The organism is Chitinophaga sp. W3I9 (genome assembly GCF_050434025.1).
Lineage (GTDB): Bacteria > Bacteroidota > Bacteroidia > Chitinophagales > Chitinophagaceae > Chitinophaga.
Map to the genome: position 1 here is coordinate 4,823,640 of NZ_JBNPWC010000001.1, position 13,322 is coordinate 4,836,961.

Below are 13,322 nucleotides of genomic sequence, written 5' to 3' on the forward strand. Positions count from 1 at the left end.
GATCCTGCGCATCACTGCTACTCAATTTACAATTTAAACTTTTATTCATTTTAAAAAGCATACACTACGCTGATTGGCTGCGTGGTCCTTGATTAATTTAGTCGGGTAATTGTTTGTATCTAACCACTTTTATGTTAACCTTAAAAAGAAAGAAAAAATGAAGTCTAATTGTTTGTTATCCCGTTGTGCGGGACTTTTTTTCCTTGTCAGTATGATAGCGTGTAAAAAGAATGACGCGCTTATTCAGCCGGTTCCCGATGCAGCCAAAGAGATGGTAGCCGGTACATTGGTAACCACAGGCGATGTGGCGGTCCCTGTTTCCTGGTATACGCTGGAGTTGAAGCTGATAAAAGAAACGCCGGGGTTTAGTCCTCCCGTGGCAGCCAGGGCTATTGCCTACACCGGCGTTACGCTCCGCGAGGCAGTACTGGGGGGCATGTATGGAGCGCCTTCACTGGGCGGACAGCTGAATGGGCTTGGCCGTCTTCCTGCGCCGGAAAGATGGAAACGTTATAACTGGACCATAGCGGCCAACAGTGCCATGGCGCAGATTATTAAAAACCTTTTCGGCAATGCCAGCGTGGAGAACCTCAACCTGATCAACCAGCTGGAAAGTGATAACCTGCAGGCACATTCGGATACCTGTTCACAGGAAGTGATCAACCGCTCCATCAGTTTTGGCAAATCCATCGCCACTGCCATTTACCAGTGGTCTGCTTCAGACGGCGGAAAGGATGGCTACGTGAATAACTTTCCCACCGACTATACGCCACCGGTTGGACCAGGCTATTGGGTACCAACACCACCGCAACTGCAACGGGCGATGCTGCCTTACTGGGGAAAGAACCGTCCTATGGTGAAGCCTACTGCAGCTGATTCGGCAGTGATCCAGCCGCCGGCTTATGCTACAGACACGCTCAGTACCTTCTACAAAGCCGCGCGCTTTGTTTACCTGAAAGGAAAAACACTTACCCCGGAAGAAAACCTCATTGCCCGGTACTGGGCAGATGGCGGCGGCACCTTCACTCCTCCCGGTCACCTGATTGCACTCACCATGCAACTGGTCACTGAACAACACCTGAGCCTCGGCCAGGCAGCTACACTTTTTGCGCAGGTAGGAATAGGGTTGAATGATGCAGGTATCCTTTGCTGGAAATATAAATACAAGTATAACGTGCTTCGCCCTATTACGTATATCCGTTCGCATATCGACAGCACCTGGTCGCCGCTGATAGGCACCCCGCCTTTCCCGTCATACACATCCGCGCATGCTACCTTTACCAGTGCAGCAGGCAACATCCTGGCTGCCCGTTTCGGCAACAGCTTCACGTTTACGGATAAACAAAAAGTGCCGGAAGGTTTTTCGCCACGTTCTTTCAGCAGCTTCACCGCTATGATCAATGAGGCCTCCATTTCAAGAGTGTATGGTGGTATTCACTACGATTTCGACAGTGAAACCGGCAGTCTCAACGGAAAGGGCCTGGCCCAGCGGATCCTGTTGCTGAATTATTAAAGAAAAAATGATTGTATGTTCCGATCAGGTGCCAGATGAGAAAAGGCTGTATCAAAATATGATACAGCCTTTCTTTTCTTTGGAGTGTTACAAAAAAATATCTTTAAAACTCAATATCATCCGCTACGTTGCCTCCCTGCTTTTCAGCAAACAATTGCTGGTACTTTGCCTGGTAAGCCGCCTGCCGTTGATTATACCCGGCGTAATCAGCCTGGATATCGCGGTGGATCTGGTCATTCCATAAGGACGCGGCAATCTGGAAATCCCCGATGGGAATACCGTAATTGTCAACGATCCATTGGGCGCCATCCAGGCCATAATCATACGCTACCTGCCTGGCAACTTCCAGTTCCTGGTAGAAGTCTTTATCCTGCTTGATTTTTTCGATATTGCCTGCACCCTGCGGTGAAGGAGCCGCCTTTACGCCGCTGAATTTCGGATGCTGATCAGCCTGGCCAAAGTATTGGCCGAAGAGGGTAACAATGTGAAAGGTGGCGTCCTGTTTCATCCGCTCGGGCCAAAGCAGGTTAGCTTCCTGCCAAACGGGTAACTCCACCCCTAAAGCCTTTGCTACATCGTCTTCACTTAGCCCGCTGCCGAGTCTTGCGCAGGCAGCGCCGTAATCTTCTAAAGTAATTCCGTGAATGGGTTCTAATAATGGATTGCCAGACATAATGTTTCTATTTAAAGATGATGATTAATCGTGTATTCATTCATTAAACGCTCGTAAAATTTCTCATTCTCCGTCACCATATCGGGTACTATTTTATTCCATTCATCAAACATGGCACGCAGGTAGCGCCGGTACAGATCCGGATTCTTTGGCGTAGCTGCCTCATAGCTCCGGAGCAAATGGGCTGTTCGCTGTTCTGCCAGGCTGCGGGCCTGATGCAATACCATACGAGCCCCGGTGGATGGGCTAAAGGTATTCTGCGACCGGCAAAACGGGCAGGTGATATAAGTATCGATAAAGAACATCCTGGGAATAGTGATATTGCCGCCACATTGCCTGCAGCTGAACTTATCACGTATCCGTTCAAATGCTGCCAGTTCTTCCTGGTAAGCTGATTCCAGGTCCTGTTCTCCGGCAGCGCCCTGCAGCAGGCTAATAGCATAATTTATTTTCTCTTCAAAAACAAAATGCCGGTTCAGGCAAGCCATTCTGAAAGTATGCAGCTTAGCACGGTATTCACTCCCGGCCCTGGAAATAATGGAAGGCAGCGATGCTTCCGCTTCATATACAAAAGCAACAATATTATCTTCCCGGATCTCATTCGCCTTATTCCGCATCTGGTTAATTTGTCCGATCAGCCCGGAAAGCATATGAATATGCGCACGCTTATAAGGATCGGTATCCTGTTGGAAAACTTTCCGGAGTTCCGGCACTGCGGCATTGTTCATCTCTGCCACGCGGGCTTCCAGCTTATCCAGGAAAACAAACCATCTCTCCTGCCGGGTCTTTATTTCATCGAGCAGGGCAGCGTTCTCATATTTCTTATTGAATAAATTGAACATGATTTATGAATTATTTTCCTTCCTGATATTCACGCCATCCGTTAGTTTGGTATCCATGAATATAAAACCACAATAAGCGCAGGCAGTGAGTCCCTTCTGATACGCGCGACCGGCCCCGCATTCCGGGCAATCACGAATATCCATTTTAGCTGCTTCGTTTGTTATTTCGCCGCCATAATTTTCCTGGGTCTCTACCTTCTTTTTGAGCTGTTCCAGGTAGGCTTGTATCCGTTTCTTTTCCTCTCCCATAATACCTGTAAGTTGAAGGTTAGAGTAATTTCAGGAGTTCTTCTTTTTTAGCAGCATATTCCTGTTCGGTAATCAGCTGTGCATCGAAGAGCGTTTTCAGTTGTTTAAGTCTTTCGGTAATATCTGTTGCCGGGGCGGGCTTAGGCTGCATCGCTCCCTGGGTAACCATATTGGTGATCATGCCCATGGTTACCGCCTGCCTGGCGCCATCTCCTATATCCGAATGATCTTTGTCCATCGCATTGGCGATGCTATACTGTGAAAATTTGTTCATGTCCGTTACCATATTCATACCGGTAACTTTGTCGTATTGTTTAAGGACTTCTTCCGGCAATGTGATACTGGTAATGGTGAAGCGGGTAATTTCCAGGCCGAAGTCCGTAAAATACGGCTGAATGAGGGGCTGAATTTTTTCATTTAAACCAGAGATATTACCTGCAGCATCTACCACTGAAATTTGTGCCAGCGCAAGTACCTCGGCAAATTTGGGGGCAATAAAATCACGCAGCTGCAACTCCAGCTCTGTGATGCCCAGTCGCGGCCAGGTACCGGCGTATTCTTTAAAGAACCTGGATACATCTGTAATACGGATATTGTACGTACCAAAAGCTCTTACACGCACCTGGCCAAAGGTGGCATCCTTCATCAATACAGGCGCAGGGGTACCCCATTTGAGGTTAACAAACTGATGGGTGTTAAAAAAATAAATGTCTGCTTTAATGGGACTTTCAAAACCGTATTTCCAGCCCCGGAGCCTTGTAAGTATAGGGATATTTTCGGTTTTCAGGATGTGCTTTCCGGCAGGAAATACATCTGCCAGTTGTCCTTCATTCAGGAAAAGGGCATGTTGACTTTCCCTTACGGTGAGTACTGCACCATCCTTAATTTCCTTATCGGCATCTGCAAACTTCCACATTAATGCATTAGGATCCGGTGTTACAGATTCAATGATTTCAATAAAAGGTAATCCCATCCTGAAAGGTTTTTAATATAGGCGCCAGGGCCGTAAATAACATGGTTTCAATTCCCCAACCGGTGACTCTCTTTGATTGAGTTACCGTACAAAAAAATTAATGCGATCAACCAAAACAATAAAGGGGCCAACAAACAATAGAAAATGTTAATGCAGGCTAATTGATAAAAGAAAATTTGTTCTCGAATACTTTACCAATTACCGGAACAGGTTTTTCTGCCTGGTTGGCTGCATTGATAATTCCCAATACCCAGAATATAAGGATCACATACCCGATCAGGCCGAGGAAAGATAAAGCCGGCACCAGGTGCGCTACAATGGTCAACGTGATATTGAGCAGGATGCTCACAATGGCGAGTCCTAACGACTGCTTCAGGTGGTACCTGAGCAGGCTGTCGGTTTTCTCTTTACCGGAGAAGTAAGCAATCAGCCAACCGATCAGGGTTACATATGATAAAATAGATAATGTTTTGCTGTTCATGGGTTCAAGGTTTTTTTGTTGGCGTTATTGCCTGTGCAAATGTGTGGTGAATGTTTATTAATCAGGCATCCCGGTATCCTACAAAACGACTACCCATGTAAAAAGGGCGTCTACAATATGTCTACAACATTTTCAAATCATTTACTCTGATCATCTTACAAATACAGATATTCATAACTTTAATGATCTTTTCATAATGACTATTACCGATTTATAGTAATTTAACCCCATGAAGTCATTACCATATCTGCCATTTGTTTGCGTGTTGATCTGTATTTGCGGATGGTCATCTTTTGTATCTGCACAGGCGCCGTTGCCGGATAGTTTACAAGCTCTAACCGCCGATCCCACATTCAATGAAAAGGAAAAGCCTCCTTTACTTAACCAGCTGGCTGAGATATACCGGGCCAATAAAAACTATTCCCTGGCCATGGCTACAGCCAGGCAAAGCGTTGTTCTTTCACTCCGGCATCAAAATTATCTTGAGGCCACCAAAGCTTACGCGATGCTGGCAAATATTAAGTTCAATACACAACAGTATGATGATCTGAAACAAACCGTTGATTCTGTATTCACCAGCGCGCAACAGGCCAACCATCCGGTGGCGATGGCGTATGCCTTTTATATCCGTGCGCTGTTGTATAAAACATTGGATAAATCAGACGACGTAGTGAAGTATTGCCAGCTGGGCCTCCGGCAATTGGATAAGACGCCTGACCCTTATATGGCCGCCAAAATGTATTACCAGCTTTACGTGGTTAATTCGGGCTGGAACAACGAAGAAAAGGTAAGTACCTATGCCCGCCAGGCTACTGATAATGCGCTCAAAGCAAATGATTTCAACCTGCTGAGCAATTGCTATACTGCCCTTTCGGTAGCCCATGAATACAAATTCAATGCTACCAAAAACCGCCAGGAGCTCGACAGTGTACTGTATTACCTGGGTAAAACGGAAACGCTCTACCAACAATACCCTGGCAGGGTGGCTGCTAATCCCTATGCCATTGCCTGTATAAATATTGCCAACAGCTACCTGAAATACTTCCCTGTGGAGGATGCGAGGGCCAAAGCACAAGCCGCTCATTATGCGAACGTTGCCCGGACGGTGCTAAAAGATGCCGCCAACAGTGAAGAGGTGGTCGCCAGCAGTCTGGGCATACTCAGCGAATATGCCCGGCGGGAAGGCAATGAAGCCCAGGCCGAAAACTACCTGCTGGAAGCCTACCAGGTCATGAAAACGGCTAACAGCCATTCCTATTATACCATGATCAATGTGGTGCAATCGCTGTCTGATTTTTATGAACAAAAGGGCAACTACCGCAAAGCCCTGGAGTTTCAGAAAGAGGCCACGTTATATAACAATAAAGTGTTCAATCAGCAACAGGCACTCAATACCCAAAAGCTGGAAATACAATATGAAACGGAAAAGAAGAATAACGAAATGCAGATCCTGAAAGAACGGGAGAAGAGCCGCACCATGCAAAATTATCTGTATGCCTGCATTGCGCTCGCCTCCCTGCTTGGACTGGTGTTCATGTTCCGCTCATATCATTTCAGGTTACGTTACTCCATGCAGCGGGAAAAACAGCTGCAATTGGAAAAACACGAGTCGGAAATGCAGGTGAAGCTGGAAAAAGAAGAACACGCCAGGCTCAGGGCCGAGCAGCAGCTACTGGCAACCCGGCAACAGCAACTCAAAAAAGAAGTAATGGCCAATGTGCTGCACCTCGAACATAAGCATCAAACGTTACTGAACATCAAAGACAAATTAACGGAAGGCGATGCCGTAAACATGCAGAAAATCCTCAAGGAAGAAATGGTGATCGATAACGATTTTGAACACGCAAAAGTCCAGATCCAACAGATACACCCCGATTTCTTTCACCTGATCAATGAAAAAGCACAAAAGAAACTCACCCTGCTTGATCTGAAACTTTGCGCCTACCTTTATCTTAAAATGGATACCCGGCAAATTGCCCAGCTAATGAATATTGAAGCCAAAAGCGTTAGAATGAGCCGCTACAGGATCAAACAAAAGCTGGGACTGGACAGAGAAGATGACCTGAATGCTTTTCTGCAGGCGTTGGGAAGTTAATATTGTAAACTTTAAACAGGATTATCTGACAAAAGTATAAACCTATTTCAGGACGTGACCCTATGTCAGGACGAGTCATAGTGTATTGGGAGTGTATGGGAAGTGTATCATGAGTGTATCATGAGTGTATGGGGAATGTATAGGGACTATATAGGGACTATATGGGGAGTACGACACATACGCTACTCCTAAGTAACTGAGAAGTAACTGAGAAGTATCCCCTCAGTTAAATAAAAAACAGAATATGACAGCTTCCGGTTATTACTCAGTTAAAAGACCGCCTGAATTCAAGCGGCGACAGTTTGGTTTTGGTTTTAAACAGCTTACTGAACGACTGCGGATGTTCGAAACCCAGGGCATAAGCAACTTCACTCACCGATAAAGTAGTCGTAGAAAGTTTTTCCTTCGCCTTTTCAATCAGTTTATCATGGATGTGCTGCTGCGCGTTTTGGCCTGTGAGCGCACGCAGCATATCGCTTAAATAGCTGGGGGACAAATGCAGGTTATCGGCAAGATACTGCACAGTGGGGATACCATTGCTTAAAGAATGCTCATTACCAAAGTAATCTGTCAGCAGGTCGTCCAGTCGTTGCAGCAGATCATGACTGACCGCCTTCCGCGTAATAAACTGGCGCTTATAGAAACGGTTGGCGTAATTCAGCAACAACTCAATCTGGGAGATCACCACATCCTGGCTGAAGTCATCTATCCGGCTGTTCAGTTCTTCTTCCATGATCCTGAAAATGGAAATGATCGTGTCTTTCTCACTTTCAGAAAGGTGTAGCGTTTCATTGGCTGTATAAGAGAAGAACCCATATTGACTGATCTTTTTGGCTATTGGATAACCCAAAAAGAAATCCGGATGGATCAGCAACGTATATTCAGAACATACGGGTCCGTCATTTTCCCCGCCCCCCAACACCTGGCCGGGCGAAGCGAAGAGCAAGCCTCCTTCATCGAAATCATAATAGCCCTGGCCATATTTTAATTTGCCGGCAAGTTTGGGCTTGTAGGAAATTTTATAAAATCCCAGTACATGATGCTGCGCTGGCCTGCGGCAGTACCGACCAGGACGGCGCCCCATTGATCAAACTGATCAATGGATGCTTTGGCTGAGGCATGCCAAAGGCCCGGTGGGCATCTGCCAGTGTCTCAAATTTATGCACGCTTTTTTCTTCTTTCTTCATCTCCATACAAATATAATCATAACCGGTAACCATTTTGATTACCGGTTATGACCGGTAATTATTTAGCCATTCCCTGGGCGGAACTGGAAACAGCATCCCAGTTTTCCCAAAGCGCCAGGCGTTCCTCATAAGCGCTGCGTACCCAAGGCAGGTTGTGACTGCCCAGGTGGAAGCGAAGGGGCGGATTTTCTGCATCCACCACCTGGAAGAGCGCTTGCGGTGTGGCATTCGGATCCCCTCTTTCCAGGTCTCTTAATTTTCCGAAAAACTGGTTTTTAAAGTCTGAGTAGATATCCATGCCTGCAGCGAATTTCAGCGACTCCTGGCTGCCAAATTCCGTAGCGTAAGCGCCTGGTTCAATAATGGTCACTTTGATCCCAAAGTCTTTGACCTCAGCAGCAAGGCTTTCATGGATGGCCTCAAAGGCCCATTTTGTTGAGCAGTAGTATCCGATTACCGGTAGTACCACATGCCCCAGGTTGCTGGAAGTACCGAGAATATGTCCGCCACCTTGCTGCCGGAGCAGCGGTAATGCGGCCTGGATAACTGCAATAGCCCCGAAAACATTGGTTTCATACATCGCCTTGATATCTTCTGCACTCGCTTCTTCAATAGTGCCTACCAGCGAATAACCGGCATTATTCAGCACAATATCCAATCTCCCGAAATATGCATGCGCCTGGTCTATGGCTGATTTGGCCTGACCGGGCTTCGTTACATCCAATGCAAGGGTTAACACCTGTTCGCCATATTTTTCTTTGAGTCCGGCTAAACTGTCGATGTTACGTGCCGTTGCCGCCACTTTATCGCCACGCTCCAGGGCTGCTTCTGCCCAAATACGTCCAAAACCACGCGAAGCGCCGGTAATGAACCAAACTTTACTATTCATGTCGTTTCTCATTTTTATTGGTCTTTAAATTTTTGATGAAGCAAAGTTCCGGTGATGCAGCTGCCCCTACGTAGCCTAATTGAGGACTTTTGTAGTCTAATTGCGGATTTGATATGATTACCCGTCAGGCACAGATACATGCCCCGTTTATGCCCCGGATAAAAAATATTTTTATTTATGTAGTCAACTACGTAGTTTTGTACTATAAATTAATACAAATGAGTACAGCACCTGTTATAAGACCAATTCACAACGAATATTGCCAGGAAATAATTGACATCGTTCTGCCTATCCAGCAAAAGGAGTTTAATGTGCCTGTTACGCTGGAAGACCAGCCGGACCTGCAAGACATTGACACGAACTACCACCGCACCGGCGGCGGATTCTGGGGAGGATTTATACATGAAGAACTGGCCGGCACTATTGCCCTGATAAGCATCGGGCACCACGCAGGAGCCATCCGGAAAATGTTTGTAAAAAAGGAGTTCCGCGGGAAGGAATATGGCATTGCACAGCAACTGCTGGAGGAACTGGTTGCCCATAGCAAATCGGTGCAGATAACGGATCTGTACCTGGGCACGGTCGACAAACTCGCTGCGGCCCGCCGCTTCTATGAACGCAACCACTTTAAAGAAATAAAAAAAACGGATTTACCATCGTATTTTCCCCTGATGAATGCAGATAACGTATTTTATCACTTACACATTAATGACGGAGCAGCATGACAAATGTAATTGATGAATCAGGGATACTGGCTATTTCTACCAGGTTACAGCGACTCAGTGATCAGTTGCGGAAAGACGGGCTACAGATTTATAAGGCCAACGGGATCGACTTTGAGCCCAAGTGGTTCCCCGTTATCTATACGCTGCACCTGAAACCGGTGCTCAGCGTGGTGGAAATAGCCGTGGAAATCGGGTACTCCCACCCTTCTACTATCAGCCTGTTAAAGGAACTGGAAAAACAAAAGCTGATCCGCTCAAAAAAAGACAAAACAGATGAACGGAAGCGGCTTATCCTGCTTACGGAAAAAGGAAAAGCGCTTATTACTGATATGCAACCCGTATGGAATAAGATGGTGGTGGCCCTTACTGCGCTGACAGATACAAAAAATAACCTGATGAAGGCCATTGAGGAGGTAGAGCAACAAATGAAATCGTTTAGTTTTTTTGACAGGGTACAGCAACTGTAAAGCTTACGCCAGTAAGCCGTTCACCAGGGCTTTCCACTGCAACTTTGATATGCCAATGGCCCCGGTGGCCCCTACTACTGCATTACGGAGCTTATCGCCCAGGTCATTGGTTTGTGTATTCGGCACCTCATTACGTCCGTAAACAGTGGCAGTTATTTCCGCACCGTTACGTACCAACACAAAGGAACTGCTGGCTTCCTTGCGCAGAAAATGCGCAATGCCTGCACTTTTCTGGATAGGATGCTCCGACGGGCGGGCCCTGATAAAAAACACTTCCTGGTGCTCATTAAGCACCACATGCTCCTTCTGCTCAATCTTTACCCAGTCGAACCCTTTCCCTGCATTGGTGCCTGGTCCGGGAATATCAATCCGTATATACATCCCTGTTTCCGCACTGCCCTCCGCCGGTTTCCCGGCCAGATCCGTCAACTGGAACCCCGACGACATGCTGCCGCTCAGTGTAGCCCAATGATTTACATCCAGCAGCCGCGCAACCGCCGTTTTAAAGAACTCCTGCGCGGCCGCTTCATGAACCAGTGTTTTTACCTCAGCAGTTGTGGTAGCCTCGCCCGTATACTGCGCCGGAATAAATGGCGCCGCAATGTTATCTGCCATAACCTTAAAATTTACTGTAAAATAATAATGTAAGTATTCGGGTAAAAAACTTGTGCCAATTTTATATTACACTACCTTTGAGGTGTAAAAGTACGGACAATGCATTTCGGGCCTTCAAAACGATGCTACAGAGAAGCGCCTCTTTTGACCATATTTACTCTTCATTAAGAGCACGAATCCCACAACTGTCAACACCTTAGTAATTGTAAACACCGCCATTGCCGTAGAGCGATCTATACGCATGGGGAACAATTTGTTGATATTTAAAGATACGGAATATGAATAGTATATACTCGCTTATAGTGAGCTGTTTTCTCTCCATGGCCTGCAGCAATGCAAAGCCCAACCAAACAAACGGGAAAATCACCGGCCGCTGGCAACCCGTAAAATCGGTGATGAGCTGCGTAGAAGACGGCAAAAAAACTTTTGATAAAACAGATTCCAGTTTCAGTCCTAACGACGTAATGGTTTTTAAAGATAACGGCATGCTGGAAGACGGGGGCCAGCGATACGAGGCCTATACGCTTGACCGTCGCACCAAAGAACTCACGCTCCAGGAAGGCGGCGGCTATGGCATCACCTTTAAAATCCGGACCATGAACCCCGAGGAACTGGTCATCTTCCGGGAAGATGAAGAAATCTTTAAAAATAAAAAACGGCAGATGAAACTTGAAATCTACTTTCGCCGCATATAGTCATTTCAGCACCGGCAATATAATGCCGGAAGGATGCGCCTCATCATGATAAATACGGATGGCTTCCTTTATAAAATCCTTTTCTGTTGCTTCATAAATATTGATGAACTGCTGCGGATTACGGTCGGCTAAAGGAAACCAGCTGCTTTGCACCTGGATCATCAGCCGGTGGCCTTTCTGAAAAGTATGCGCTACATCCGGCAGCTGGAACTTCACCTGCGTTACTTTGCCCGGAATAAAAGGCGCAGGTTTCTCAAAACTGTCCCGGAAACGGCCGCGGAATATATCCCCCCGTACCAGCATCTGGTAACCACCCAGCGGATAAGGCCCGCCGGCATCACGGGTTTTATTTGGCGGCGGCGTATCCGCATAGCGGAAATCGTCCGGGAACACATCTATCACTTTTACCACAAAATCCGCATCACTACCGGTTATGCTTACACGAAGATCAACGGTTACAGGACCTCCAATAGTCAGGTTGTCCGTAAGCGTATCGGTTTCAAAAGTCAGCACGTCCGCACGGCGCGACGCAAAACGCTGGTCATCGGTCATATAATCCCTTGTACGGATGTAATGCACGTCCTGCGTATAGGGTACGGGATGCGCCGGATCACTCACATACTCGCTAAAGCCGGTACCACCTTTATCCCACGACAGTCCACCATTCTGCCGTAAAAAAATTTCCTTTTCCGTTGTCACCGGCGGCCATTTGCTGAACTGATGCCATTTGTTTTCCCCGCTGAAAAAGATATTCGCTTCTGCGAGATCTGACAGATTTCCTTTTCCTTTGAGATAATAATTAAAGAAAGGCACTTCTATCTGCTCCTGGTACCAGGTTGCCGTATTACTTCCAAACTGAACATGCCCCAGGCGCGCACCATCATTGCCCGCCCACTGCCCATGATACCAGGGTCCCATCACCACCCTATTGAAATGGGTGGCCGGGTTTTGTTGCTCTATCGCCTTATATAAATTCCAGGCGCCATAACAATCTTCTGCATCAAATAATCCGCCTACCACCAGCACTGCCGGCTTTATTTGCGCTACATAATTCCGCGGGTCACGTTCCTTCCACCACCCGTCATATTGCGGGTGCGCAATGAGTTCTTTCCAGAAAGCAAGACTATCGCCGGTTAGCCGGGTAAAATTCCTGATGGTCCCTATCTTCAGAAAAGTGCTGTAGTTATCAGCGCAGGGCAGCTTCAACGCCTGCACAGGCGCTGTAGATACCGGCGACGGATGCGGATAGCCAAAGCCTTTGGTATAAAAGCCAAAGCAATCCATCAGGAAAAAAGCGCCGTTGTGATGAAAATCATCGCCGTGGAACCAGTCGGTCACCGGCGCCTGCGGACTCACCGCCTTCAATGCCGGGTGCCCGCTCAATGCCGCCATAGTAGTATAAAAGCCGGGATACGAAATACCCAGGGCGCCTACCTTGCCATTGTTGCCCGGTACATTTTCCAGCAGCCAGTCGATGGTATCGTACGTATCGCTGGCTTCATCAATTTCGCGCCCCTTCTTCCCCGGGATAAAAGGACGGATATCTTTAAACTGTCCTTCACTCATCCAGCGGCCGCGGACGTCCTGGATCACGATGATATACTTTTCTTCTGCATAGCTTTTCCAGTAAGTATTCCAGAGATTAGGCGTAAACTGCTCCGCTCCGTAAGGCGCGGCAGAATAAGGTGTGCGCGTGATCAGAACAGGATGCTTTTCACTGCTGTCTTTTGGAATATAGATAGCGGTGAAAAGATGCACGCCATCCCGCATGCGGATCTGCCGCTCTTCTTTATAATAATGTTCCTTTACCCATACGGAGTCTCCGGCATGCTGAGCCCCGGCCGGGAGCACGGCAAATGCTCCCAGCAACATAAAAACAAATCGCTTCATCCTGCTCTTTTTAATTCAAACCATCTAC

14 protein-coding genes are annotated in these 13,322 nt (G+C 47.1%); 5 read left to right on the forward strand and 9 right to left on the reverse strand.

Translation table 11 applies throughout. From position 1 onward, the window contains the following. Positions 1–211 precede the first annotated feature (211 nt). A complete protein-coding gene (locus QFZ51_RS19750; RefSeq protein WP_429048217.1) occupies positions 212–1,513 on the forward strand; it encodes a vanadium-dependent haloperoxidase in 1,302 nt (433 codons plus the stop codon). Between the two features lie 103 nt (positions 1,514–1,616). Here the strand turns inward: QFZ51_RS19750 and QFZ51_RS19755 are convergent, their stop codons facing one another. From QFZ51_RS19755 to QFZ51_RS19775, 5 genes are all read right to left on the reverse strand, one after another. Further along, a complete protein-coding gene (locus QFZ51_RS19755) occupies positions 1,617–2,186 on the reverse strand; it encodes a DUF6620 family protein (protein ID WP_429048218.1) in 570 nt (189 codons plus the stop codon). Positions 2,187–2,197: 11 nt separating this feature from the next. Further along, positions 2,198–3,028: a hypothetical protein gene (locus QFZ51_RS19760; protein ID WP_429048220.1), complete on the reverse strand. Its 831-nt coding sequence runs from the start codon at positions 3,026–3,028 to the stop codon at positions 2,198–2,200. Between the two features lie 3 nt (positions 3,029–3,031). After that, a complete protein-coding gene (locus QFZ51_RS19765; protein ID WP_429048222.1) occupies positions 3,032–3,277 on the reverse strand; it encodes a hypothetical protein in 246 nt (81 codons plus the stop codon). 19 nt (positions 3,278–3,296) lie between these two features. Then, a complete protein-coding gene (locus QFZ51_RS19770; protein WP_429048223.1) occupies positions 3,297–4,250 on the reverse strand; it encodes an SPFH domain-containing protein in 954 nt (317 codons plus the stop codon). A gap of 157 nt (positions 4,251–4,407) precedes the next feature. Further along, positions 4,408–4,731: a DUF4870 domain-containing protein gene (locus QFZ51_RS19775; RefSeq protein WP_429048224.1), complete on the reverse strand. Its 324-nt coding sequence runs from the start codon at positions 4,729–4,731 to the stop codon at positions 4,408–4,410. Between the two features lie 229 nt (positions 4,732–4,960). Here QFZ51_RS19775 and QFZ51_RS19780 point away from each other — a divergent pair, with 229 nt between their 5' ends. Then, the gene (locus tag QFZ51_RS19780; protein WP_429048226.1) at positions 4,961–6,826 is read left to right on the forward strand and encodes a helix-turn-helix transcriptional regulator; all 1,866 of its coding nucleotides are present in this window, start codon (positions 4,961–4,963) and stop codon (positions 6,824–6,826) included. Positions 6,827–7,091: 265 nt separating this feature from the next. On the opposite strand, the gene QFZ51_RS19785 is transcribed toward QFZ51_RS19780, so the two are convergent. Both QFZ51_RS19785 and QFZ51_RS19790 read right to left on the reverse strand, forming a co-directional pair. Next, on the reverse strand, positions 7,092–7,910 hold the full coding sequence (locus QFZ51_RS19785) for a helix-turn-helix domain-containing protein (RefSeq protein WP_429048228.1): 819 nt from the start codon (positions 7,908–7,910) through the stop codon (positions 7,092–7,094). Positions 7,911–8,071: 161 nt separating this feature from the next. Continuing rightward, complete coding sequence (locus QFZ51_RS19790; protein WP_429048230.1) at positions 8,072–8,902, reverse strand: SDR family NAD(P)-dependent oxidoreductase; 831 nt, start codon at positions 8,900–8,902, stop codon at positions 8,072–8,074. A gap of 218 nt (positions 8,903–9,120) precedes the next feature. On the opposite strand from QFZ51_RS19790, the gene QFZ51_RS19795 reads away from it, so the two are divergent. Next, positions 9,121–9,627: a GNAT family N-acetyltransferase gene (locus tag QFZ51_RS19795; protein WP_429048232.1), complete on the forward strand. Its 507-nt coding sequence runs from the start codon at positions 9,121–9,123 to the stop codon at positions 9,625–9,627. Continuing rightward, entirely contained in the window at positions 9,624–10,094 is a 471-nt protein-coding gene (locus QFZ51_RS19800) for a MarR family winged helix-turn-helix transcriptional regulator (protein WP_429048234.1), read from the forward strand. The genes QFZ51_RS19795 and QFZ51_RS19800 overlap by 4 nt, the downstream gene beginning before the upstream one ends. Positions 10,095–10,097: 3 nt before the next feature. Here QFZ51_RS19800 and QFZ51_RS19805 read toward each other — a convergent pair whose 3' ends face one another. Then, positions 10,098–10,709, reverse strand: coding sequence for a hypothetical protein (locus tag QFZ51_RS19805; protein ID WP_370910826.1), 612 nt, complete (start codon positions 10,707–10,709; stop codon positions 10,098–10,100). 278 nt (positions 10,710–10,987) lie between these two features. Here QFZ51_RS19805 and QFZ51_RS19810 point away from each other — a divergent pair, with 278 nt between their 5' ends. After that, positions 10,988–11,404, forward strand: coding sequence for a hypothetical protein (locus QFZ51_RS19810; RefSeq protein ID WP_429048236.1), 417 nt, complete (start codon positions 10,988–10,990; stop codon positions 11,402–11,404). On the opposite strand, the gene QFZ51_RS19815 is transcribed toward QFZ51_RS19810, so the two are convergent. Next, positions 11,405–13,294 carry a CocE/NonD family hydrolase gene (locus QFZ51_RS19815; protein ID WP_429048237.1) on the reverse strand — a complete coding sequence of 630 codons (1,890 nt, stop codon included), beginning with the start codon at positions 13,292–13,294 and terminating at the stop codon, positions 11,405–11,407. Between the last annotated feature and the right edge of the window lie 28 nt (positions 13,295–13,322).

Bases quoted from the DNA above. Each gene is read 5' to 3' on its own strand.
- QFZ51_RS19815 (WP_429048237.1), bottom strand. From the start codon at position 13,294: ATGAAGCGATTTGTTTTTATGTTGCTGGGAGCATTTGCCGTGCTCCCG.
- QFZ51_RS19805 (WP_370910826.1), bottom strand. From the start codon at position 10,709: ATGGCAGATAACATTGCGGCGCCATTTATTCCGGCGCAGTATACGGGC.
- QFZ51_RS19755 (WP_429048218.1), bottom strand. From the start codon at position 2,186: ATGTCTGGCAATCCATTATTAGAACCCATTCACGGAATTACTTTAGAA.
- QFZ51_RS19780 (WP_429048226.1), top strand. From the start codon at position 4,961: ATGAAGTCATTACCATATCTGCCATTTGTTTGCGTGTTGATCTGTATT.
- QFZ51_RS19760 (WP_429048220.1), bottom strand. From the start codon at position 3,028: ATGTTCAATTTATTCAATAAGAAATATGAGAACGCTGCCCTGCTCGAT.
- QFZ51_RS19750 (WP_429048217.1), top strand. From the start codon at position 212: ATGATAGCGTGTAAAAAGAATGACGCGCTTATTCAGCCGGTTCCCGAT.
- QFZ51_RS19775 (WP_429048224.1), bottom strand. From the start codon at position 4,731: ATGAACAGCAAAACATTATCTATTTTATCATATGTAACCCTGATCGGT.
- QFZ51_RS19770 (WP_429048223.1), bottom strand. From the start codon at position 4,250: ATGGGATTACCTTTTATTGAAATCATTGAATCTGTAACACCGGATCCT.
- QFZ51_RS19795 (WP_429048232.1), top strand. From the start codon at position 9,121: ATGAGTACAGCACCTGTTATAAGACCAATTCACAACGAATATTGCCAG.
- QFZ51_RS19800 (WP_429048234.1), top strand. From the start codon at position 9,624: ATGACAAATGTAATTGATGAATCAGGGATACTGGCTATTTCTACCAGG.
- QFZ51_RS19765 (WP_429048222.1), bottom strand. From the start codon at position 3,277: ATGGGAGAGGAAAAGAAACGGATACAAGCCTACCTGGAACAGCTCAAA.
- QFZ51_RS19790 (WP_429048230.1), bottom strand. From the start codon at position 8,902: ATGAATAGTAAAGTTTGGTTCATTACCGGCGCTTCGCGTGGTTTTGGA.
- QFZ51_RS19785 (WP_429048228.1), bottom strand. From the start codon at position 7,910: ATGGGGCGCCGTCCTGGTCGGTACTGCCGCAGGCCAGCGCAGCATCAT.
- QFZ51_RS19810 (WP_429048236.1), top strand. From the start codon at position 10,988: ATGAATAGTATATACTCGCTTATAGTGAGCTGTTTTCTCTCCATGGCC.